Annotated in this window: 18 protein-coding genes; 10 read left to right on the plus strand and 8 right to left on the minus strand. The window is 68.6% G+C overall.

Annotated features, from left to right (window positions below):
* Positions 1-22 precede the first annotated feature (22 nt).
* Positions 23-1,396 carry an NCS2 family permease gene (locus ACGTN6_RS16545; protein WP_394593666.1) on the plus strand — a complete coding sequence of 458 codons (1,374 nt, stop codon included), beginning with the start codon at positions 23-25 and terminating at the stop codon, positions 1,394-1,396.
* Here the strand turns inward: ACGTN6_RS16545 and ACGTN6_RS16550 are convergent.
* Positions 1,383-2,069, minus strand: a complete 687-nt coding sequence (locus tag ACGTN6_RS16550; RefSeq protein WP_394593668.1) for a TetR/AcrR family transcriptional regulator — start codon at positions 2,067-2,069, stop codon at positions 1,383-1,385. The two genes, ACGTN6_RS16545 and ACGTN6_RS16550, sit on opposite strands and share 14 nt — an antisense overlap.
* A gap of 182 nt (positions 2,070-2,251) precedes the next feature.
* On the opposite strand from ACGTN6_RS16550, the gene xdhA reads away from it, so the two are divergent.
* From xdhA to guaD, 4 genes are all read left to right on the plus strand, one after another.
* Complete coding sequence (xdhA, locus tag ACGTN6_RS16555) at positions 2,252-3,748, plus strand: xanthine dehydrogenase small subunit (RefSeq protein WP_394593670.1); 1,497 nt, start codon at positions 2,252-2,254, stop codon at positions 3,746-3,748.
* The gene (xdhB, locus tag ACGTN6_RS16560; protein WP_394593672.1) at positions 3,732-6,188 is read left to right on the plus strand and encodes a xanthine dehydrogenase molybdopterin binding subunit; all 2,457 of its coding nucleotides are present in this window, start codon (positions 3,732-3,734) and stop codon (positions 6,186-6,188) included. Before xdhA ends, xdhB begins: the two co-directional genes overlap by 17 nt.
* Positions 6,175-7,038, plus strand: coding sequence for a xanthine dehydrogenase accessory protein XdhC (xdhC, locus tag ACGTN6_RS16565; protein WP_394593674.1), 864 nt, complete (start codon positions 6,175-6,177; stop codon positions 7,036-7,038). Before xdhB ends, xdhC begins: the two co-directional genes overlap by 14 nt.
* Positions 7,039-7,240: 202 nt before the next feature.
* On the plus strand, positions 7,241-8,566 hold the full coding sequence (gene guaD, locus ACGTN6_RS16570; protein ID WP_394593676.1) for a guanine deaminase: 1,326 nt from the start codon (positions 7,241-7,243) through the stop codon (positions 8,564-8,566).
* An 82-nt stretch (positions 8,567-8,648) separates the two neighbouring features.
* Here guaD and ACGTN6_RS16575 read toward each other — a convergent pair whose 3' ends face one another.
* On the minus strand, positions 8,649-9,110 hold the full coding sequence (locus ACGTN6_RS16575) for a rhodanese-like domain-containing protein (protein ID WP_394593678.1): 462 nt from the start codon (positions 9,108-9,110) through the stop codon (positions 8,649-8,651).
* Positions 9,111-9,197: 87 nt separating this feature from the next.
* Between ACGTN6_RS16575 and ACGTN6_RS16580 the strand changes: the two genes are divergently transcribed.
* Complete coding sequence (locus ACGTN6_RS16580; RefSeq protein WP_394593680.1) at positions 9,198-10,238, plus strand: helix-turn-helix domain-containing protein; 1,041 nt, start codon at positions 9,198-9,200, stop codon at positions 10,236-10,238.
* Here the strand turns inward: ACGTN6_RS16580 and ACGTN6_RS16585 are convergent.
* The 6 genes from ACGTN6_RS16585 to ACGTN6_RS16610 form a co-directional block, all read right to left on the minus strand.
* The gene (locus ACGTN6_RS16585) at positions 10,183-11,178 is read right to left on the minus strand and encodes an adenosine deaminase (RefSeq protein WP_394593682.1); all 996 of its coding nucleotides are present in this window, start codon (positions 11,176-11,178) and stop codon (positions 10,183-10,185) included. The two genes, ACGTN6_RS16580 and ACGTN6_RS16585, sit on opposite strands and share 56 nt — an antisense overlap.
* 13 nt (positions 11,179-11,191) lie before the next feature.
* Positions 11,192-12,940: a thiol reductant ABC exporter subunit CydC gene (gene cydC, locus ACGTN6_RS16590; protein WP_394593684.1), complete on the minus strand. Its 1,749-nt coding sequence runs from the start codon at positions 12,938-12,940 to the stop codon at positions 11,192-11,194.
* Positions 12,933-14,597 carry a thiol reductant ABC exporter subunit CydD gene (gene cydD / locus ACGTN6_RS16595; RefSeq protein ID WP_394593720.1) on the minus strand — a complete coding sequence of 555 codons (1,665 nt, stop codon included), beginning with the start codon at positions 14,595-14,597 and terminating at the stop codon, positions 12,933-12,935. Before cydD ends, cydC begins: the two co-directional genes overlap by 8 nt.
* A 4-nt stretch (positions 14,598-14,601) precedes the next feature.
* Complete coding sequence (gene cydB, locus ACGTN6_RS16600) at positions 14,602-15,603, minus strand: cytochrome d ubiquinol oxidase subunit II (RefSeq protein WP_394593686.1); 1,002 nt, start codon at positions 15,601-15,603, stop codon at positions 14,602-14,604.
* 3 nt (positions 15,604-15,606) lie between these two features.
* Positions 15,607-17,016 (minus strand): cytochrome ubiquinol oxidase subunit I, encoded by a 1,410-nt coding sequence (locus tag ACGTN6_RS16605; protein ID WP_394593688.1) that lies wholly within the window; start codon positions 17,014-17,016, stop codon positions 15,607-15,609.
* A gap of 201 nt (positions 17,017-17,217) precedes the next feature.
* Positions 17,218-18,204 (minus strand): calcium/sodium antiporter, encoded by a 987-nt coding sequence (locus ACGTN6_RS16610; RefSeq protein WP_394593690.1) that lies wholly within the window; start codon positions 18,202-18,204, stop codon positions 17,218-17,220.
* A gap of 108 nt (positions 18,205-18,312) precedes the next feature.
* Here ACGTN6_RS16610 and ACGTN6_RS16615 point away from each other — a divergent pair, with 108 nt between their 5' ends.
* The 4 genes from ACGTN6_RS16615 to ACGTN6_RS16630 all read left to right on the plus strand — a co-directional run bounded on the left by ACGTN6_RS16615 (position 18,313) and on the right by ACGTN6_RS16630 (position 23,401).
* A complete protein-coding gene (locus ACGTN6_RS16615) occupies positions 18,313-19,659 on the plus strand; it encodes a PqiA/YebS family transporter subunit (protein ID WP_394593692.1) in 1,347 nt (448 codons plus the stop codon).
* A complete protein-coding gene (gene pqiB, locus ACGTN6_RS16620; protein ID WP_394593694.1) occupies positions 19,656-21,338 on the plus strand; it encodes an intermembrane transport protein PqiB in 1,683 nt (560 codons plus the stop codon). Before ACGTN6_RS16615 ends, pqiB begins: the two co-directional genes overlap by 4 nt.
* Complete coding sequence (locus ACGTN6_RS16625) at positions 21,335-21,931, plus strand: PqiC family protein (protein ID WP_394593696.1); 597 nt, start codon at positions 21,335-21,337, stop codon at positions 21,929-21,931. The genes pqiB and ACGTN6_RS16625 overlap by 4 nt, the downstream gene beginning before the upstream one ends.
* Before the next feature lie 174 nt (positions 21,932-22,105).
* Complete coding sequence (locus tag ACGTN6_RS16630) at positions 22,106-23,401, plus strand: DEAD/DEAH box helicase (protein ID WP_394593698.1); 1,296 nt, start codon at positions 22,106-22,108, stop codon at positions 23,399-23,401.
* Positions 23,402-23,419 lie beyond the last annotated feature (18 nt).

A 23,419-nucleotide genomic window follows, 5' to 3' on the forward strand; every position in this document is an offset into this window, starting at 1 on the left:
ACAACAACAACAGGGTATCGGCATGCAACAGACATCCACCCGCCCCGACGGGGAGCTTAGCGCGGACACCTCTCAGCAGGAGGGCCTGCCGCTCCTCGACCGCTGGTTCGGCGTCACCCGTCGCGGCTCGACGCTCAAGATCGAGATCCTCGCCGGCATCGCCACCTTCCTGGCCGGGATGTACATCATCGTGGTCAACCCCGCCGTGCTCTCCGACGCCGGCATCCCCTTCTCCGCCGCCCTCTCGGCCACCGTGCTGATCAGCTTCATGAGCAGCCTGGCCATGGGCCTCTACGCGCGCAACCCCATCCTGGTCGCCCCGGGCATGGGCATGAACGCGCTGTTCACCTACACCCTGGTGCTCGGCGCGGGCCTGAGCTGGGAGGTCGCGCTGGGCTGCGTCTTCTGGTCGGGGGTGATGTTCGCGGTACTCGCGATGTTCAACGTGCGCCGCGCGATCATCGAGGCCATCCCCGCCTCGCTGCGCTATGCCATCACCTGCGGCATCGGGCTGTTCATCACCTTCATCGGGCTGCAGAACGCCGGCTTCATTGTCGGCAGCGACGCCACCCTGGTGTCGCTTGGCGCCATGGACGCCCACCTGGCGACCTTCTTCATCGGCCTGGTGGCCACGGCGGTGTTCGTGATCCTGCGCTTCAACGGCGCGCTGATCATGGGCATCGCCCTGACTACCCTGATGGCCGCGCCCATGGGCCGGCTGTGGGGCGACGAGGTGATGGTGGCCTGGAACGGGCTGGCCGCCTGGCCGGACTTCAGCGCCGTGATGCAGGTCGACATCCTCGGCGCGCTCAAGGTGGCCTACCTGCCATTCATCTTCGTGATGCTGTTCACCAACTTCTTCGACGCTCTGTCCTGCTTCATGGCGCTGTCGGAGTCGGCGAACCTGAAGGACAAGGACGGCAACCCGCGCAACCTCAAGCGCTCGATGACCGTGGACGCCTTCGCCTCGATGATCGCCGCACCGCTTGGCACCAGCGCCGCCCAGACCTTCATCGAGTCCGGCGCCGGCGTCGCCCAGGGTGGCCGCACCGGCCTGGTGGCGGTGGTGATCGCGCTGCTGTTCCTGCCGTTCCTGTTCCTCTCGCCGCTGCTGTCGCTGGTGCCCGGCATCGCCACAGCGCCGGCGCTGGTGCTGGTCGGGCTGTTCATGATGGCGCCGATTTCCAAGATCGACTGGCAGCGCTTCGACCAAGCCTTTCCGGCCTTCCTGGCGATCATCCTGATGCCGCTGACCTACTCGATCACCCTGGGCATCGCCTTCGGCTTCATGAGCTTCGTGCTGATCAAGGTCGCCACCGGCCGGATCGAGGAGATCAAGCCGGCCATGTGGGTGTCCGCGGCACTCTCGGTGCTGATGCTGGTCACCGCTCAGTGAGCGAGGCCTGACCGGACGGCGTCCGGGCCGCGGGGTGCTTCACCCCGCAGCCCTTGATCACCACCTGGGTCAGGAACTCGGTGATCCGCTCCAGGTCCTCGTCGGAGAGCGCTTCACGTCCGGTAATGCCCAGCACCTGGGCCTCGAAGTCGGCATAGTGCTGGGTGGAGGACCAGATCAGGAAGATCAGCCACACCGGGTCGACCGGGTCCATCAGGCCGCGGTCGGCCCATTCGCGGAACACCGCCGCGCGGCTCTGCACCCAGTCGCGCAGTTCACCGCTCAGGTACTCCTGGAGGAAGGGCGCGCCACCGAGGATCTCGCTGGCGAACAGCCGGGAGCCCTCGGGATGGCGCCGCGACATCAGCATCTTCGAACGAATGAAGGCCGACAGCACCTCGGCCGGATCGTCCTCCGCCGAGATGTCGTCGAGCATGGCGTTCCAGCGCTCCATCATCCGCTCCAGCAGGCGCACGTAGAGCTTGCGCTTGCTGCCCATGTAGTAGAGGACATTCGACTTGGGCAGTCCCGCCTGCTCGGCGATCTCCTGCACGCTGGCGCCACGGTAGCCGTGGCGGGCGAAGACCCGCTCCGCCGCTGCCAGGATGGCCCTCTCGTTGCGCCGCCGGATGGCGCCCCCTTCCTGTTCACTGCTGTTGTCTACCTTGGCCATGGGCCCTCGTTGCTCCCGAAGACGATCTTGGGGCAAGAGATTGCCTGACAGGCCGGCACCAAGGCAATTCCGAGAGCCAGGCGCGAAAAAAATGTCGTGGAAACTTGCCAAAGCTGACCATATGGTCAAGAATTAACTCAACCCGTGACCACCGGCCTACACAACCACAAACGGAGCCGACCATGATCGACTTCTACCTCAACGGCAGGCGGCAGCGCTGCAGCGACGTGTCCGCCGAAACCAGCATCCTCGAGCTGTTGCGCACCCGGCTCGGCCAGACCGGCACCAAGGAAGGCTGCGCCTCCGGTGACTGCGGTGCCTGCACCGTGGCCATCGGCGAGCCCGATGCCACCGGCGGCGAGCTGATCTACCACAACGCCAACGCCTGCATCACCCCGGCCCATCAGCTGGACGGCTGCCACCTGGTCACCGTGGAAGGCCTGGCCTCCGGCGAGCGCCTCCACCCGGCCCAGGCCGCGATGGTCGACTGTCATGGCAGCCAGTGCGGCTTCTGTACGCCGGGTATCGTGATGTCGCTGTTCACCCTCTACGAGAACCAGCGTCGACAGCCCGCCCCGCTTACCCAGGATCGCCTGGAAGCGGCGCTGGGCGGCAACCTGTGCCGCTGCACCGGCTACCGCCCGATCCGCGACGCCGCCCTGAGCATGAACGACTACCCCGCGGCCGACCCGGCCTGGTCCGAGGACGCCGCACTCGCCGGCAACGTCGCCTGGCTGCGCCGCCCGCGCAACGGCGAACCCGCCGCCCAGGGCCACTATGTTGCGCCCCAGGACATCGAGGCCCTGCGTGCCCTCAAGGCCAAGCGTCCCACCGCGCGACTGGTGGCCGGGGGCACCGACCTGTGGCTGGAGACGACCCAGCAGCTCAAGGCACTGGACGACATCATCGACGTGCGCCAGGTCGCCGAGCTGAACGCCATCGAGGAGACCGACGAGGGCTGGTGGATCGGCGGTGCCGTGACCCTGGCCCGGCTGACGCCGCTGCTCGCCGGGCCTTACCCAGCCTTCGAGCACCTGATGCATCGCTTCGCCTCCTCGCAGATCCGCAACCGGGCGACGCTCGGCGGCAACGTCGCCAACGCCTCGCCGATCGGCGACACCCCGCCGGTGCTGCTGGCCATCGATGCCCGGGTGCGCCTGGACGGCCCCCGCGGCAGCCGCGAACTGCCGCTGGCCGACTTCTTCCTCGACTACAAGCGCACGGCGCTGGCCGAGGATGAGTTCATCGCCGCGATCCTCCTGCCACGTCCGGCCGACGGCGCTAACCTGAAGGTGTGGAAGCTGTCCAAGCGTCGCGAGGACGATATCTCCGCGGTGCTCGGCGCCTTCGCCTGGCGTCTCGAGGACGGCGTGATGCGCGACGTCCACCTGGCCTTCGGCGGCATGGCGGCGATTCCCCGCCGCGCCCCGGCTGCCGAGGCCGCCCTGGAGGGCCGTGCTCCGGACGCCGAGGCCTTTGCCGATGCTCGTGCGGCGCTGGCCGAGGAACTCGCGCCGATGTCCGACGTACGCGGCAGCGCCGACTACCGACGCGTCGCCGCCGGCAACCTGCTCGAACGCCTGCGCCTGATGATCGCCGCCGAGGGCGGCCAGGCCGACAACAACAGCGACAACCGCGATTCCGTGACCAAGGTGACTCTCGATGCGTACGCTCACTGACATTGCCCAAGACACCTCCCGGCGCAACCAGGGCGACGCCCCCCTGGCCCGCGAGACCGTCGATCCCCGGGGCGGCGCCGGCAGCTCTCGCGCCCACGAGAGCGCCGTCAAGCACGTCACCGGCCGCGCCGCCTACATCGACGACATCCCGAGCCCGGCCGACACCCTGCACGTGGCCCTCGGCCTGTCGCCGGTGGCCCACGGTCGGCTGACCCGCCTGGACCTGGACAAGGTCAGGTCCGCCCCGGGCGTGGTAGACGTCATCACCCTGGCCGACGTGCCCGGCCATACCGACATCGGCCCGGTGTTCCCGGGCGACCCGATCTTCGCCAGCGACGAGATCAGCTACGTCGGCCAGTGCCTGTTCGCGGTCGCCGCGGAGACCCATCGGGCCGCCCGCCTGGCGGTCAAGGAAGCTGTGGTCGAGATCGACGAGCAGCCGGCCTCGCTGGATCCGGTGGCCGCGGCCGAGCGCGGCGACTTCGTGCGCCCCACCCACACCCACGAGCGCGGCGATTGGCAAAGCGCCCTCGAGCAGGCGCCCCATGTATTGGAGGGCGAGCAGTTCGTCGGCGGCCAGGAGCACTTCTACCTGGAGGGCCAGGCCTGCCTGGTCCAGCCCACCGAGGACGAGGGGGTGATGGTCTACACCTCCAACCAGCACCCCAGCGAGACCCAGAAGCTGGTCGCCGAGGTGCTCGACATCCCCTTCCATGCGGTGACCATGGAGATGCGCCGCATGGGCGGCGGCTTCGGCGGCAAGGAGACCCAGGCCTCGCCCTGGGCGTGCATCGCCGCGCTGATTGCCCGGCGCACCGGCCGGGCCGCCAAGCTTCGCCTGCCCCGCGCCGAGGATTCCCGGGCCACCGGCAAGCGCCACCCCTTCCATAACCGCTATCGGCTGGGCTTCGACGACCAGGGCGTGCTGGCCGGCGGCGAGATCACCGTGATCGGCGACTGCGGCTACTCGCCGGACCTGTCCGACGCCATCGTCGACCGCGCCATGTTCCACTCCGACAACGCCTACTCGCTGGGCGATGCCCGGGTCACCGGCCAGCGGGCCAAGACCCACACCGCGTCCAACACCGCCTTCCGCGGCTTCGGCGGCCCCCAGGGCATGATGATCATCGAGCGGGCCATGGACGACATCGCCCGTCATCTCGGCGAAGACCCGCTGACCATCCGCAAGCGCAACCTCTATCGCGCGAAGGATCCCGACGGCAAGCCGCGAGACGTGACCCACTACGGCCAGCGGGTCGAGCAGCTCAGTCTGCTCCACGACCTGATCGGCCAGCTCGAGGCCAGCAGCGACTATTGGAACCGCCGCCGCGAGATCGCCGCGTTCAACGCCAAGAGCCCGATCATCAAGAAGGGGCTGGCGCTGACCCCGGTCAAGTTCGGCATCTCCTTCACCGTCCAGCACCTCAACCAAGCCGGGGCCCTGCTGCTCGTCTATACCGACGGCAGCGTGATGATCAACCACGGCGGCACCGAGATGGGCCAGGGCCTGCACACCAAGGTCTGCCAGGTGGTGGCCCGCGAGCTGGGCCTCGACCTCGAACGGGTGCGCATCAGCGCCACCCGCACCGACAAGGTGCCCAACACCTCGCCCACCGCCGCCTCCAGCGGCGCCGACCTCAACGGCCAGGCCGCCCGCGACGCCGCCAGCAAGCTGCGCGAGCGGCTGTTCGACTTCGCCGCCAGCCACTTCGACCGAGAGGCCGGCGGGCTCGACCGCGAGGCCATGCGTCTGGAGGACGGCCACCTGGTGGCCGGCATCGGCGAGGCCGAGCGGCGCATTCCCTGGGGCGAGCTGGTCCAGGAGGCCTACATGGCGCGGGTGTCGCTGTCCGAGAAGGGCTTCTACGCTACCCCGCTGATCCACTACGACCGCGCCACCGGCCGCGGCCGCCCCTTCTACTACTACGCCCACGGCGCCGCCGTGGCCGAGGTGGAGGTCGACACCCTGTCCGGCGAGTACCGGGTCAGCCGCGCCGACATCCTCCACGACGTCGGCGAGTCCCTGAATCCGGCCATCGACATCGGCCAGATCGAAGGCGGCTTCATCCAGGGCATGGGCTGGATGACCAGCGAGGAGCTCAAGTGGAACGACGCCGGCCGGCTGGTCTCCGACGGCCCGGCCACCTACAAGATCCCGGCCTTCGGCGACCTGCCCGAGACCTTCAACGTCTCGCTGCTGCAGGGCCATCCCAACTCCCAGGCCAGCATCTACCGCTCCAAGGCGGTGGGCGAGCCGCCGTTCATGCTGGCCATCTCGGTGTGGTCGGCGCTGCGCGACGCCCTGGCGAGCCTGGCCGACTACCGGGTCAGCCCGGCGCTCGACACCCCGGCCACGCCGGAACGGGTGATGATGGCCGCCGAGGCCCTGCGCCAGGCCGAGCCGACGCTCCCCGCGAGGCCCGACCATGCACCGGCCTGAAGCCTGGCACGCGGCGCTCGATCGCCTGCAGCGCCAGGCCCGCCCCCACGCGCTGGCAAGCGTGGTGGGGGTGGCCGGCTCCACCCCGCGGGAGCCCGGCGCCAAGATGGTGATCACCGAGGACGCCGTCCACGACACCCTGGGCGGCGGCACCTTCGAGCTGCAGGTCATCGAGGCGGCCCGCGAGGCGCTGGCCGCGGGTCGCACCGACACCCGGCTCGAGGCCTTCCCGCTGGGCGGGCGTTCCGGCCAGTGCTGCGGCGGCTACGTGCACGTGCTGATCGAGCTGTTCGCCGGCGCCGAGATGGACGTGGCGCTGTTCGGTGCCGGCCACGTCGGCCAGGCGCTGGTCGAGGTACTGGCCCCGCTACCCTGGCGCGTGCTGTGGTTCGACAGCCGCGAGGATGCCTTTCCCGACGGCGGCACCGACCGCGAGCGCCTGCATCACCGGCGCTTCGTGATGGGCGCCGAGGGCCGCGAGGCGGCCGCTGCCGTGGCCTCGCTACCGGCCGGCTGCCATGCCCTGGTGATGACCCACGATCACGCCGAGGATCGCGCCCTGGTCGACGCCCTGCTGCGCCGCGGCGACTGCGCCTCGATCGGCCTGATCGGATCGGACAGCAAGTGGGCGAGCTTCCGCCGCCGCCTCACCGAGGCCGGCCACGACGAAGCAGCCCTGGCCGGCGTGCGCTGCCCGATCGGCGTGCCCGGCGCCCACGGCAAGCGGCCCTATGAGATCGCCCTGGCGGTGGCCGCCGAACTGCTGACGCTCAAGCCCGCCGACGCGCGGCCCGACCGGCGCGGCATCGCCCCGGAGCGCCTGCGCGAGGCCTTCACGTCAGCCCGCTGAGGACGATCGTTATCGAGAGCCCGGACGCCGAGCTGTCTCGGCGACAAGGCGTCGCGAGGCGCTGTAGACCCATCCATGGGCGCTACTTTTGCCATCCATGGCAAAAAACCCTCGCTCCGACTTGTCCCCGGCGCACGGCATCCATGACCTTGAAGCCAACATCGCGTTGCGTCGGCCGAACCGGCGCCGATTGGAGAGATTCATGAACGACCCCCGTACCCCCATGCGCGTGCTGCGCGGCCCGCTGCTGAGCTTCGACGCCGACCCGGGCGAGGACGACGCCCCGGCGCCGGGCAGCGTGCGCCACCTGGAAGACGGCGCCGTGTGGCTGGTCGACGGCCATATCCGCGCCGTCGCCGACTTCACCGAGCTGGCCCCCCACCTGCCCTCCGACATCGAGGTAGTGGACTACTCGGACAAGCTGATGATGCCGGGCTTCATCGACAGCCACGTGCACTATGCCCAGCTCGACATCATGGCTTCCTACGGCCGACAGCTGCTCGACTGGCTGAACGACTACACCTTCCCGGAAGAGTGCCGCTTCGCCCAGCGCGCCCACGCCGAGTCCGTGGCCGAGGCCTTCCTCGACGAGACACTGCGCGCCGGCACCACCACCGCCCAGGTGTTCTGCACCTCGCATCCCGGCTCGGTGGACGCCTTCTTCACCGCCGCCAAGGCCCGCGGTCTGCGCATGCTGGCCGGCAAGGTACTGATGGACCGCCACGCCCCGGAGGCCCTGGTCGACGACACCCTGGGTGGGCTGCGTGACAGCGAGCGGCTGATCGGCGACTGGCACGGCAAGGACCGGCTGGGATACAGCCTGACGCCACGCTTCGCCCCGACTTCGAGCCGCGAGCAGCTCGAGGCCACCGGCGCGGTACTGCGCAATGCCCCGGACCTGCACCTGCAGACTCACCTCTCCGAGAACGAGGGCGAGATCGCCTGGGTCGCCGAGCTGTTCCCCGAGTGTCAGGATTACCTGGGCGTCTACGAGCACTTCGGCCTGGTGGGCCCACGCAGCACCTTCGCCCACGGCATCCACCTGGACCAGGGCATGCGCCGTCGGCTGGCCGACGCCGGCGCCAGCATCGCCTTCTGCCCCACCTCCAACCTGTTCCTCGGCAGCGGGCTGTTCGACCGCCAGGCCTGCCGTGAGATGGGCCTCGCCACCAGCATCGCCAGCGACGTTGGCGCCGGCACCGATCTCTCGGGGCTGGCGACCCTCAAGGCCGCCTACCAGGTCGGCCAGCTGCTCGGCCAGCCGCTCACCGCCTGGCAGGGCTTCTATCGCCTGACGCTGGGCAATGCCCGCGCCCTGCACCTGGACGACCGCATCGGTCGTCTGCGCGAGGGCGGCGAGGCCGACATCGTGGTCCTCGACCCGGCCGCCACGCCGCTGCTGTCCCGGCGCACCGCCCGCTGCCAGTCACTCGCCGAGACGCTGTTCGCGCTGATGATGCTGGGCGACGACCGCACGGTCTACGCCACCTGGGCCGACGGCCGACGGGTGCACCAACGCGCGGCCTGACAGCCAAACTGTTTCGTCATTGGGTGTGGTACCCACTTGGGCGGCTCGAACGAGCCGCCCTTTTTTGTATCGGGCGCTACCGTCACCGACCCTCAGCGGCTGCAGGCATCGCGGGCGCGCCACCCTCCAGCATAAATCCCTCGTCTCTCCAGCCGGTGATACCACCGATCATCTTCTTCACCGACCTGTCGAGTCGTGCCAGCCGGATGGCCGCCTTCTCGGTGGCATTGCAGTGCGGGCCGGCACAGTAGACGACGAACAGCGCATCGATGGGATAGTCGGACAGCGTACCAAGGTTGATGCGGGGGTACGGCAGGTTGATGGCGCCCGGCACATGCCCTTCTGCGTATGCCGCTTCGCCGCGGACATCGAGCAGCACGAAATCCTGACGGCCCTGTGTCAGAGCATGATGGACATCCCAGCAGTCGGTCTCGAAGCGCAGGAGGGATTCGAAATGGGCCAGTGCCTCGCGACTTGCAGCCGCTTGGGGGCGCGATACGGCGGATGTCATGTGGTTTCCTTCTTGATCGGCGAATGGAGACATCAGTCTCCTCCCTCGACGCCGCCGGGCCCATTGGCTGAAAAGACAGACTTCGATAAGATCCAGCCAATCCCCCGCGAGACTCTTCCCATGCCCCGCGTCGCGATCCTCGCCTACGACGGCAGTGCCCTGTTCGAACTCGGCTGCGCCGTGGAACTGTTTGCCCTGCCAAGACCGGAATTCGACGACTGGTACCAGACCCAAGTGATCAGTTTCGATGCGGGAATGCTGGCCGCAACGGCCGATATCCGGCTGCAGGTCGACACTGTGGAGCATCTGGAAGGCTTCGACATGCTGGTGGTGCCCAGCTGGCCGGTGGAGGTACGCCCCGACGAGCGGCTGGTCCAGGAGGCGAGACGCCTGCATGCGCGTGGCGGCACCCTGATCAGCTTCTGCTCAGGGGCCTTTTTCCTGGCCTGGTCGGGCCTCCTGGAGGCACGTCAGGCCACCACCCACTGGCGCTATGCCGAGCGTTTCGCATCGACGTTCCCCGACGTCGCCTATGTGGAAGACGTCCTCTACGTGTACCAGGATCGGATAGGCTGCTCGGCCGGAAGCTCGGCGGGGCTGGATTTGGGCATCGCGGTGATACGCGATCATTTCGGCCACGCAGTCGCCAACCGGGTCGCGCGCCGGCTGGTCATGGCCGCCCACCGCACAGGTGGCCAGTCCCAGTACGTCGAAACCCCGGTGGCGCCCCGGCCGGGCACCTTCGCCGCCACCCTCGACTGGGCGATCGAGCATCTCGCGCATGACCTGGACGTGAACACCCTGGCCGAGCATGCCAGGATGTCTAGACGTACCTTCGACCGCAGGTTCAAGGCCTCGCTGGGGATGTCGCCTCACCGCTGGTTGACCCTTCAGCGGGTGCGGCTCGCCCAGCAGCTCCTCGAAGCATCGAACGCCCCGATCGAGCAGGTGGCGACCCTGAGCGGGTTCGCCAACGCCGTGACCCTACGCCACCATTTTCGACAATCGCTCGGACAGTCCCCTCGGCAATATCGCCAGCGCTTCGGGACCTGCCCTGACGAGGGCAAGGAAAACACTGCCGCGTCTCCCGACAACGAGCTCGCCTCTAACGACAAGCCTCGAGCCGCTCGCGCAGCTCGGCGCGGCGCGCTTCGCTCATGAAGGCGGCTTCGATGGCGTTACTCGCCAAGCCCAGGAACACCTCTCGTGACCAGCCGAAGGCACGCCGGCAGGCCAGGAAGTTGTCCAGCATGCCGCCGCCGAAGTAGGCGGGATCGTCGGAGTTGAGGGTCAGGTTGAGGCCGGCCTCGAGCATCGCCGGCAGCGGATGGTCCTCGAGCCGTTCGACCACCCTGAGGCGCAGGTTGGAGAGCGGGCACACGGTCAGCACCATCGCCTCGTCGCGCAGCCGGGCGACCAGAGTCGGGTCCTCCAGGCAACGCACGCCATGGTCGACGCGGCAGACGTCGAGCACGTCCAGCGCCTCGCGGATATAGTCCGGCGGGCCTTCCTCGCCAGCGTGAGCGACCCGTGCCAGGCCCAGGGCGCCGGCGCGGCGGAACACCTCGGCGAACTTGGCCGGCGGATTGCCGACCTCGGCGCTGTCGAGCCCCACTGCGTCCAGCGTCTCCCAGTAGGGTGCGGCCCGCTCGAGCAGGTCCAGCGCTTCCTCGGCCGGCCTATCGCGCAGAAACGCCAGGATCATCGCCGTGGACAGGTCGAGCTCGCGTTCGGCGCGCCGCCTGGCACGCCCCAGCCCCTCCATCACCGTGGCCAGCTCGACGCCGCGTGCCAGATGCGCCTGGGGGTCCACGTGCAGCTCCACGTGGACCACGCCCTCGTCGGCGGCCCGGTGGAAGTAGTCCATCGCCAGGTCTTCGAAGTCCTGGGCGGTGCGCAGCACACTCATGCCCTGGAAGTAGAGGTCCAGAAAGGACTGAAGGTCGCTGAAGTCGTAGGCGGCGCGCACCTCTTCCACCGAGGCGTAGGGCAGGCACACGCCGTTGCGTTCGGCCAGCGCCATCATCAGCTCGGGCTCCAGGGTGCCCTCGATATGCAGGTGCAGTTCGGCCTTGGGCAGGGCCTTGAGGAAATCCCGCATGGCTCACCTCGTGTCAGTGCTTTGCACCATCCTGAAAGATTCCCGGCGGCGGCGCAAAGGCCGGTTCGGCGCCGCTCGCCAACGCTTGCCAACGGCCAACGCCCGGCAGACACGCCTGGGGCGTGCGCTCGTGCACCAGATACAGCACGCTGCGCCCCGCGAGCCAGACGTCGATCCGCTCGGCGATGCGTGACGCGAGCGCCGAGTCCAGGCCGGCGAATGGCTCGTCGAGGATCACCAGTCCAGGGTCGCGCAGCAGCAGGCGGGCCAGCGCGAGGCGTCGCGCCTGGCCGCCGGAGAGGCGACGACCGCCCTCGCCCACCCGAGTATCGAGCCCTCGAGGCAGGGCTTGTGCCCAGTCGGCCAACTCCACGGTGGCGAGGACGGCCCAAAGCCGAGATGTCTCAGCCTCGGGCGCGGCAAGCCGCAGGTTGGCGGCCAGGCTGTCGTCGAACAGCTCGGTGTGCTGGGTCAGGCAGGCCACCCGGTCGGCCAAATCCTGAGGAGCGATATCCGCCAGCGGCAGGCCGCCCAGCCCCACCGCACCCGCGTCCGGCACCAGCTGGCCGGTGGCCAGCGCCGCCAGGCTCGACTTGCCGCTGCCCGACACGCCGTGCACCGCGACCCGCTCCCCCGGCGCCAGGGCCAGGGAAAAGCCATCGAACACCGGGGTCAGGGCCCCGGGATAGCGCAGCGAGACCTCCTCGAGGGACAGCCTCAGTGCCCCGCCGGGCAGGTTCGTCACGCTCCCGGCCGGAGCGTCGCGCCGCGCATCGTCCAGGGCATTGAGCCGTTCGGCGGCGGCCAGGGTCGCCCCAAACTGGGTGAAGGCCATAGGGAGCGCGGCAAGTGCCTCGCTCATCGCCATCACCGCCAGTGGCATCATCACCATCAGCGGACCGGACAGCGCTCCGGCCTGCCAGGCCAGGGCACCTAGCCACAGTGCCGAGAGCCAGCCGAGCCCCACGGCCAGCCCGGCGAGTACCGATCCCAGCGCCGCGAACCGGCCGAGCCGGCGCTGGTCATCGTAGAACCGTGCCTCGATGGCCTCGAGATGCCGTCGCCGGGCCGCCAGGCTGCCGTAGGTCTCGAGTTCGGCGAGCCCCTGGAGCTGCTCGATCAGCCGGCCACGCAGCCGTTCCAGTTCGGCGATCCGACGCCGGCTGGCGGCAAGGCCCAGGCGCGCCTGGCCCCATGTCAGCCAACTCCAGGCCAGGCCAAGCACGCCTGCCACCGACAGCCCCGCCGCCGGCGACCACAGCGCCAAGAACCCGGCCAGCGCGAGGATCGCCAGCAGCGCTACCGCTGCCGGGGCCAGCAGGCGCAGAAAGAGACTATCGAGGGTGTCGATATCGGCGGTGAGCCGGTTCAGCCAGTCGCTGGCCCGACGCTGCGCCAGCGAGCGCCCGTCGAGTCCGGCCAGCACGGCGAACATCCGCCCACGCAGGTCGGCCAGCAGGCGCAGGATGGTGTCGTGGTTGTAGAGCCGTTCCAGGTAGCGCGCCACGGTCCGGGTCACCGCGAAGCCGCGGATCCCACCGCCCGGCACGTAGACATCCAGGGTCATGGCGCCCCCCGCTGCCAACGCCAGCCCCGCCAGGCCAGTCGCGGTGATGAACCAGCCCGACAGCGCCAGCAGGCCAAGCGCCGCCACCAGGGCCAGCGCCATGAGGCCAGCCCCGGCCGCCAGCCGTCCGCGTCGGCGCCCAAGCAGGCGTAGCCAAGGCGCCAGGGTGGCGAACACGCCGCATCGCTCAGCCATCGGCCACCTCCTCGAGACGCCCGTCGCGCAGCGCCAGGTGGCGATCGGCACAGGCCAACGGTGCGGTGCGGTGGCTGGCGATGACCAGGCTGCGCCCCTCGGCGGCCAGCGCCGTGAGCGCCTCCAGCACGTGCCTTTCGCTGTCGGCATCGAGACTCTCGGTGGGCTCGTCGAGCAGCACCAGACTTGCCTTGGAGAGGAAGATCCGCGCCAGCGCCAGGCGCTGGGCCTGGCCACCGGATAGCCCCGCGCCGCGCTCCCCGACCGGGGCATGGATCCCCTCCGGCAGGCCGGCCACCAGTTGACCGAGCCCGGCGGCATCGAGCGCCCGACGCATCGCTCGCTCGTCGGCATCCGGTGCCGCCAGGCGCAGATTGTCGGCCAGGCTACCGTGAACCAGCAGCGGACGCTGATCCATCCACGCCACGGCCATCCCCTTTACCGTTCGCCGCTCGCCGGTGTCGGGATCGAGGAATCCCGCCAACAGCTGCAGCAGGGTCGACTTGCCGGCCCCCGAGGGCCCGCTGATCGCCAGCATTTCGCCCGAGACCAGGGACAGATCCAGGGGCCCCAGCACGCGGCCGCGCTCGGGGTGCGTCACCGTGACCGCCTCGAGCTCGACGCGCGCCTGCGCCGCGCGGGGCGGAGCGGGGGGACGGCCGCTGCGCCGCGGCGACTCTTCCAGCAGCGCGACCATGCCCTCGGCGGCGCCCAGCGCCGAGGCCCGATCATGGTAGTGCTGGGCCAGGCTGCGCAGCGGTTGGAAGAATTCCGGTGCCAGCAATAGCGCCAGCAGCCCCGTGAACAGCGTCAACTGGTCGGCAGGGCCGTAGCTGATGTAGCCAAGCAGGCCGAAGCCTACATAGATGGCCACCACAGCGATCGAGACGGCGGCAAAGAACTCGAGCACCGCCGACGAGAGAAAGGCCAGGCGCAGCGGGCGCAGGGTGCGCTGGCGATAGTCGTCGGCGGCGGCGTGGACCTCGTCAGTGGCCGCCGCGGTGCGGCCGAACAGCTGCAGGGTGGCGATGCCGCGCACCCGGTCGATGAAGTGGCGCGACAGCCGTGCCACGGCATCGAACTGTTCCTCGTTGAGGCGCTCGGCGCCCATGCCCACCAGCGCCATGAACAGCGGGATCAGGGGCGCCGCCAACAGCAGGAAGAGCGCCGCCAGCCAGTCGAGCCATGCCACCGCCGCCAGAATCACCAGCGGCAGCAGCAGAGCGAGGTAGCGCTGCGGCAGGTAGCGTGCCACATAGCCGTCGAGCGCCTCGACCTGGTCCACCACGCGATGGGCCAGGCTGGCACTGTGATGGCCAGTGACACCCACCGGACCAAGCCGTGCCAGCTGGTCGAGCAGCTCGCCGCGGGCCCGCCGGCGGAGCCTCAAGCTGGCGGAAAGCCCGGCCGCCTCCTGGCCCCACTGGGCCAGGGCACGCAGCCCCATCAACCCGGCCAGGACGGCAAAGATCATCACCAGCGAGGAAAGCTCCCGGCCCTCCACCAGCAGCGCCGTGACCAGCCAGGCCAGCAGCGCCAGTTGGGCCATGGTGCTGACACCGGCGACCAGGCCGCAGGCGACGGCCAGGCCCAGTCGCCCTCTTTCGGCGCGCGCCAAGCCGGCGAGCCAGGCGCGCGATGTCGATGCCTGCGCCATGGTCTTAGTGATACCCCTCACCGACACGGACCTTGCCGCGGAATACCCAGTAGCTCCAGGCGGTGTAGGTCAAGATGATCGGAATCACGAACAGCACCCCGATCAGCAGGAACAGCTGGGATTCCGGCGCCGAGGCGACGTCCCACAGGGTGTAATTCGGCGGCACGATCACCGGCCACTTGCTGACCACCAGTCCCAGGTAGGTGAACACGAACACTCCCAAGGTGGCGATGAACGGCTGGCCCTCGCGGCGCGTCTGCACCGAGCGCCACAGCCAGTAGGCGCAGAGCAGCGCCAGCACAGGGAATATCCAGATCAGGTGCAGATGCCCGAACCAGCGCTCGCGCACCGCCTCGTCGACGAAGGGGGTCCACAAGCTGATGATGGCGAACACCACCAGAACGGCGATCAGCAGGCGCGGCGCCAGTCGATAGGCCCATTGCTGGATGTGTCCCTCGCTCTTCATGATCAGCCAGGTGGCGCCAAGCAGCGCATAGCCGGTCACCAAGCCGATGCCGGTCAGTACGGTGAATGGCGTCAGCCAGTCCAGGGCGCCGCCCACGTAGACAAAGTCCTCGACCGGGAAGCCCTGGATATAGGCACCGACCACCGCTCCCTGGGCAAAGGCGGCCACGGTCGACCCCCAGCAGAAGGCGCGGTTCCACCAGCGACGGTTGCGATGCGACTTGAAACGGAACTCGAAGGCGATGCCGCGGAAGATCAGCCCGGCCAGCATCAGGAAGACGCCGATGTAGAGCGCCGGCAGGAACACCGAGTAGACCACCGGGAAGGCCGCCAGGAGCCCGGCGCCGCCAAGCACCAACCAGGTCTCGTTGCCGTCCCAGATCGGTGCCACCGAGTTCATCATCACATCGCGACTGTCCTCGTCCGGGGCGAAGGGAAAGAGGATACCCACGCCCAGGTCGAAGCCATCCATCAGCACGTACATGATCACGCCGAAACCAATGATGCCGGCCCAGATCAGCGTCAGATCGAACATTTCCATGGTTCAGCTCCTTCCCGGCTGGTTGGCAGCATCTTCGAACGGCACATGGGAGGCGGACAGCGGCCGCTTGGCACGTTCCACCTCGTCGTCATGGGGCGGCTCGGGCAGCATGCCCTGACGCACGACCCGGGTCAGGTAGAGGGTGCCGGCATAAAAGACCACGGCGTAGACCAGCACGTAGCCGATCAGAGTAAACAGCGCCATGCCGCCGGTCAGCGACGGCGTCACCGACTCTTCCTGGGTCATGATGCCGTACACCAGCCAGGGCGCTCGGCCGATCTCGGTGACGAACCAGCCGGCGAGCACGGCCAGGAAGGGAGCGACTGTCATCAACCGCATGAACTGCAGGAAGCCACGATGGTCGTATAGCCGCCCCTTGGCCCGCAGGGCCAGGCCGATCAGCACCGCGACGATCATCGCCAGGCCCATGGCCACCATGACGCGAAACGACCAGAACACCAGCCACACCGGCGGCTGCTCCTCTCGCGCCACGTCCTTGAGACCCGGTACCACGCCATCGAATTCGTGGGTCAGGATCAGGCTGGCCACTCCCGGCAGACCGAGCTCCACGAGGTTTTCCTGGGCCTGCTGGTCGGGCCAGGCAAACAGCAGCAGCGGCGCACGCGACTGGGTCTCCCAGTTGCCCTCCATGGCAGCCACCTTCGTTGGCTGGTGCTCCAGGGTGTTGAGCCCATGGAAGTCGCCGACGATGGCCTGGGCCGGTGCCAGCACCAGCAGCATCCACAGGCACATGGAGAACGCCTTGCGGTTGGCCTGCGGGTCACGCCCCTGCAGCAGATACCAGGCACTGACGCCAGCCACCACGAAACCGCCCGTCAGGAAGGAGGCCAGCACGAAATGCATGAAGCGATACGGGAAGGAGGCGGTGAAGATCGCCTCGCTCCAGTCGATGATACGGAAGCGCCCGTCGACCAGCTCGAATCCGGCCGGCGTCTGCATCCAGCTGTTGGAGACCAGGATCCAGAAGGCCGAGATGAAGGTGCCAAGCGCCACCATGATCGAGGCGAAGAGGTGAACCCCTTGGGGCACCTTTCCGCGCCCGAACAGCAGCACGCCGAGGAAGGCGGCCTCCAGGAAGAAGGCGGTGACCACCTCATAGCTCAGCAGCGGACCGAGAATGTTGGAGGCCGCCAGCGAGAAGTTGCTCCAGTTAGTGCCGAACTGGAAGGCCATGACGATGCCCGACACCACGCCCATGCCGAACACCACGGCGAATACCCGGGTCCAGAAGATCGCTAGCCGTTCCCAGGCGGGATTGCCGGTGCGGTAGAACAGGCCGTTGAGCACGGCCAGATAGGACGCCAGACCGATCGTGAAGACCGGGAAAATGGCGTGGAAAGACACCACGAAGGCGAACTGCAGCCGCGACAGCAGCAGAGGATCCAACTCCATGAGGCACACCTCGTTCCTGCGGATCGATGATCAGAATGCGTCGGCACTATCCGTGCTCTTGTCGACGAGGCACGGTCACCCCGGGCGCATTCTTCCTTTGCCTGCATCAGCCTAGCCGATACCGTGCCGACCAAGGCAAGCAACCGGAGCCATCATAGCGCGCCCCGGTCGATCCACCGTCTGTGTCGCGTTGTCGCAGACTCAGGCCATCGGGCCGCCGGTCACCACCAGATGCACCATGAAACCGATGTAGGCCACGTACATGGCCAACAGGGCACCACCCTCGACGCGGTTGATGCGGCCCGGACGGCCACGCCAGCCCATGGCGAAGACCACCATCATCACCGTCATGGCGGTCATCAGGCTCCAGTCGCGCAGCAGCACTTCACGGCCGGCCTCGATGGGCGCGATCACCGCGGCGAGTCCCACCACGCCGAGGGTGTTGAACAGGTTCGACCCCACCACGTTGCCCAGCACCAAGTCATGCTCGCGCCGGCGCAGGGCACTGATCGAAGACGCCAGTTCGGGCAACGAAGTCCCCACCGCCACCACGGTCAGGCCAATCACCAGGTCACTGACGCCCAGGCTCTGGGCGATGGACACCGCCCCCCACACCAGCAGCCTGGAACTTGCCACCAGCAGCACCAGCCCCACCGCTGTCCAGGCCAGGGCGACCTTCAGCGACATGGGGTGCGAGGCCAGGTCGGTCTCGGTATCGGACGACAGCGGGTCGCTGCCGTCGCGCAACCCCTGAACGACGCTGTAGACCATGAAGGCCGCCAGCACGACCAGCAGCAGCACGCCTTCCAGCCGACCGATCATCCCGCCGATCATCAGCACCGCCGACAGCAGCGTTGCCCCACCCAGCACCGGCAGCTCGCGGCGGATCACTCCGGAATGCACCGCCAGCGGCGAAACGAGCGCCACCAAACCAAGGATCATGCCAATGTTGGCGATGTTCGAGCCATAGGCGTTGCCCAGCGCCAGCCCGGGATTGCCCTGGCTGGCGGCGATGGCCGAGACCACCAGTTCCGGCGCCGAGGTGCCAAAGCCGATGACCAGCATGCCGATCAAGAGAGGGGAAAGGCCGAGTCGCGCGGACGTCGCCGCCGCACCGTCGACGAAGCGCTCGGCGCTCCAGACCAGCAGGATCAGACCTGCTATCACCGCCAGGGCGGGAAGCATCATGGTGTCTCCATCAGTACATTGAGGCACGCATGGTTGACTATGGTGCCCCCCGCGTCAACGTGACACACTTCAGACAATGCCGTTAATCGTCAGGAGGACGTCATCGCCGTGCCAAGGCCGGCCTTTCGCCATATCACCCTGCCCACCCAGGCCCCCTACGTCGATCGTGCCCCGCCGGAGACACGGGTCACCCGTCGTCGCCTGCGCGCCTGCCACGAGTGCGACTGGCTGATGGCCCTGCCGCCCCTCCACTCGGGCGAGCAGGCGGTATGCCCACGCTGCGGCCACGCCGAGGTGCGGCGCCATCGCTATCCGGCCCAGCGTAGCCTGGCTCTCGCCCTGGCAGCTCTGGCCACGTTGGCCATGGCAGTCGCGTTTCCCTTCCTGGGCTTCAGCGTGCGCGGCGTCGGCAATCGTATCGAACTGACTCAGACCGCCACCGATCTGATCGGCCACCATCAACCCGTGGTGGCCATCGTCGTGCTGCTGACCACCCTGGTACTGCCGACCCTCTATCTGCTCGGCGTGGCGTGGCTCCAGATCGGGCTCCTACGCGGATCGCCGCCCGCGGGGAGCCGCAGCCTGACCCGCACATTGACCCACCTGGAGCCCTGGATGATGGCCGACGTCTTCCTGATCGGCACCCTGGTCAGCCTGATCAAGATCGCTGGCCTGGCCCATGTCGAGCTGGGCCCCTCGTTCTGGGCCTTCGGCACCTTCGCCGTGCTGCTGCTCGCCACGACCCAGTCGGTGGACCGCGACTGGCTATGGTTCGCCCTGGCCGGAGAGCCATCCGCCCCCGAAGGCAGCCAGACCGGCCGTACCGCCGCGCCCCAGGGCCTCACCGGCTGCCATACCTGCGGCTTGGTCAACCGGCTCGATGCCACGGGACATGGCCATTGCCGACGCTGTGGCGAGCCACTGCATGCCCGGCGCCCCTACAGCCTGCAGCGCACCTGGGCCCTGCTCGCCGCCGCCGCGGTCCTGTATGTTCCGGCCAACATCTACCCGATCATGACAACCGTCAGCCTGGGAAAAGCGAGCCCCAGCACCATCGTCGGTGGCATCGTCGAGTTGATCGAAATGGGCTCCTGGCCGGTAGCCCTGGTGATTCTGGTAGCCAGCGTCATCGTGCCGCTCGGCAAGCTGATGGCCCTGGCCTGGCTGTGCCTGGTAGCCCCGCGCGCCCATGAGCTCAAGGCGCCGGTGCGAACCCGACTGTATCGACTGACCGAATTCATCGGCCGCTGGTCGATGGTCGATATCTTCGTTGTCGCCATCCTCGTGGCGCTGATCCGCGCCGGCAACCTGATGGCGGTCGAACCCGGCCCCGCGGCCCTGGCTTTTGGTAGCGTAGTGGTGCTCACCATGCTCGCTGCCATGACCTTCGATCCCCGATTGATCTGGGATGGCCCGAGCCCCACTTCCAACGCGGACGAGGAAGCCCCCGCATGAACGACACCCCCCGCGACGCCGCGCCAGAGGACGAGCACCGCGCCCGGGCCACCCGCCAGGCACCGTTATCACCGATCTGGATCGTGCCGATCGTGGCGCTGCTGATCGGCGCCTGGCTGGTCTATGACAGCTATCTCGGGCGCGGTCCGCTGATCACCCTGACCGTGCAGAGCGCTGACGGCATCGAAGCCGGCAGCACCCTGATCAAGACCCGCAACGTGGAGATCGGCCAAGTGGAATCGGTCAATCTCTCGGAGGACCTCTCCCAAGTCTTGATCACCGCTCGCATGAAGCCCGAAGCCGCGCCGATGCTGGTCGAGGACAGCACCTTCTGGGTGGTCAAGCCACGCATCGGTCGCGAAGGCATCAGCGGCCTCAACACCGTGCTATCCGGCGCCTACCTGCAGCTGGAGCCCGGCCAGAGCGAGGAAGAGGCGCGCGAGTTCGAGGTCAGCGAGCAGCCGCCAGTGGCTCCCCCCGGTGCCGAGGGCCTACGCATCAACCTGCTAAGCGAGGTGGGCAATTCACTCAGCGTCGGCGACCCGATCACCTTCCAGGGCTTCACGGTGGGCCGCGTCGAGGAGGCCGACTTCGACGTCGAGACTCGCCGCATGCGCCACCGGATCTTCATCGAAAGCCCCTACCACCGGCTGGTCACCGACAATACCCGCTTCTGGACCACCAGTGGCGTGGACCTGCGGCTGGACTCCGAAGGCGTGCGCGTCAAGCTCGAGTCGCTGGAAGCGATGTTCAGCGGCGGCGTCACTTTCGGCGTGCCCGAAGACCTGCCGCGCGGGGTAATCGCCGAACCCGACACCACCTTCACCCTTTACGCTGACGAAGACAGCGCCCGTCAGGGCACCTTCGACCGGTACCTGGAGTACGTGCTATTGATCGAGGATACGGTGCGCGGCCTGTCACGCGGCGCTCCCGTCGAGTTTCGCGGCGTACGGGTCGGCACCGTGGCCAGCGTGCCCTGGAACTTCACCGCGGCGCAGCCCGACCGCGATGCACGGCTGGCGATTCCGGTGCTGATCCGCATCGAGCCCCAGCGCCTCGGCATCGACAGCCAGACGCTGGATCTCGCAGCCTGGCGCGCCCGCTTCGAGCGGCTTTTCCGGCGTGGCCTGCGCGCCTCGCTGAAGAGCGGCAGCCTGCTGACCGGAGCGCTGTTCGTCGACCTCGGGCTGGATCCACAGCGCGCCGACGACTATCAGGCCGAAATCTTCGCCGAGCGGCCCGTCTTCCCCACCACCTCCGGGGGGCTGGCCCAGATCCAGGCCCAGGTCACCGCCCTGCTCGACAAGCTCAACGGCCTGGAGCTCGAACCCATCCTCGCCGGCCTCGAGCGCAACCTGTCCACCTCGGAGGCCACGCTCGAGCAGGTCCGCCAGCTTACCGCCGGCGTCCAGACGCTGCTCGAAGACCCCGAAACCCGCGCCCTGCCGGGGGAGCTCAACGCCACCCTGTCCACGCTGCGCAACACCCTCGAAGGCGTCTCACCCGGCGCCCCGGCCTACCGCGACCTGACCGAGACCCTCGACCAGCTCGAGCGACTGCTGCGTGATCTCCAGCCGACGGCCCGCCGTCTCGGCGACACTCCCGGCGCCCTGCTGTTCGACAGCTTGGACGCCACCGACCCCGTGCCACGCGCTCCGACGGAAAGGACTTCGCCATGATCGCCCTGCGTGCCTCGCTAGCCCTCTTGACGCTGCTATGGCTCACCGGCTGTGCCCTGGGCGGCACGCCGGCGACCCGCTACGCCCTGCCGGAGGTCGCCACCCCGGACGCTGCCGGCGCCGAGGCCAGCCACGTGCTGGTGCTGCGCCCGTTGCGCCTGGCGCCGTTCCTGGACGCGGAAGGCATCATCGTCCAGCTCGACGACATCACCCTGCGCGAGGCCAGCGGTCATCGCTGGGCCGAGCCGCTGGGCCGGCAGCTCGAGCGCGGCCTGCGCGACCGCCTGGCCGCTGCGCTGCCCGACACTCGGGTGCTGCTTGACAGCGAGATCGGCGCACAAGCCGATCCCCTGCAATTACGGGTGACGGTGGAACGCTTTCAGGGTCGGCCCGACGGCCGGGCAGTGGCCGCCGGACGCTGGCAGCTGCTCGACACCGACCAGATGCTACTGGACGCCTCGACGTTTCGCGTCGCCACGCCGCTTGCCAGCGACGGTTATCCCGCCCTGGTACGAGCACTGGGCCACAGTTGGGATGACGTCGCGGCCGCCATTGCCACGGCCGTCAGGCGCGTAGAGCGCCACGCCGACTAGCCTGCACCAGCGAAGCCACAGCGGCGCTCGCCTCGGCTGCGCCGCGAGCGCCGCTGTGGCATAATACGCGACACTCGCGGCCGCCCCGCCGCCGCGACTCACCCCATTCCCACGTTCCGCCTCGCCCCGACCATTCCTGGCGGAGGCCAGGCGAGACGTCGCCGCGGAGACCGCATGACCTTTTCCGACCTCGGCCTGTGCCCCGAACTGCTGCGCGCCATCGACGCCCAGGGCTACACCACCCCGACTCCCATTCAGCGCCAGGCCATCCCCGCCGTCCTCGAGGGCGGCGACCTGCTGGGCAGCGCCCAGACCGGCACCGGCAAGACCGCCGGCTTCACCCTGCCCATGCTGCAGCGCCTCAAGGGCGGCCGTCGACCGGCCAAGCGCGGCGTGCGCGCCCTGGTGCTGACCCCGACCCGTGAGCTGGCCGCCCAGGTGGGCGAGAGCGTACGCGACTACGGTCGCCACCTGCCGCTGACCTCGCACGTGATCTTCGGCGGTGTCGGCCAGCAGCCGCAAGTGGACGCCATCCGCCCCGGGCTGGATATCCTGATAGCCACCCCGGGCCGTCTGCTCGACCTTCAGCAACAGGGGCACGTCGATCTCTCCGGCGTGGAGATCCTGGTGCTGGACGAGGCCGACCGCATGCTCGACATGGGCTTCATCCACGATATCCGCAAGGTCCTCAGGCTGCTGCCCGAGGCCCGCCAGAACCTGCTGTTCTCGGCGACCTTCTCCCGGGAGATCCAGGCGCTGGCCAACAAGCTGCTCGATGAACCGACACTGATCGAGGTGGCACGACGCAACACGCCGGCCGAGACCGTGGACCAAGCCATCTACCGGGTCGACCGCGAGCGCAAGCGCGAGCTGCTCGCTCATCTGATCAGCAGCCGGCAATGGTTCCAGGTGCTGGTCTTCACTCGCACCAAGCACGGCGCCAACCGCCTGGCCGAGCATCTCGACAAGCGCGACATCTCGGCCATGGCGATCCACGGCAACAAGAGTCAGTCGGCCCGCACCCGGGCACTGTCCGCCTTCAAGTCCGGCGATCTGCAGGTGCTGGTGGCCACCGACATCGCCGCCCGGGGCCTCGACATCGACGAGCTGCCCCACGTGGTCAACTTCGAGCTACCCAACGTGGCCGAGGACTACGTGCACCGTATCGGCCGCACCGGCCGCGCCGGGCACGACGGCCAGGCGGTATCGCTGGTGTGCGTCGACGAACACGGCCTGCTCGGCAATATCGAGAAACTCATGAAGCGTGAGCTGGTCAAGCACGTGGAGCCCGGCTTCGAGCCTGACCCCAACGCCAAGCCCGAGCCCATCGAAAATGGCCGCGGTCGCGGCGGACGTGGTCGTGGCAACACACCGCCCCGCCAGCAGGCCGCTGCCGGCGAACGCGATGGCCAGTCTCCAGGGCGTCGCCGCCGCCGCGGTGGCCGTGGACGTCGCCGGTCTGGCGAATAACATCCGCAAATGCGAATG

The sequence above is a fragment of the Halomonas sp. B23F22_20 genome, assembly GCF_043496985.1.
Taxonomy (GTDB): Bacteria; Pseudomonadota; Gammaproteobacteria; order Pseudomonadales; family Halomonadaceae; genus Halomonas.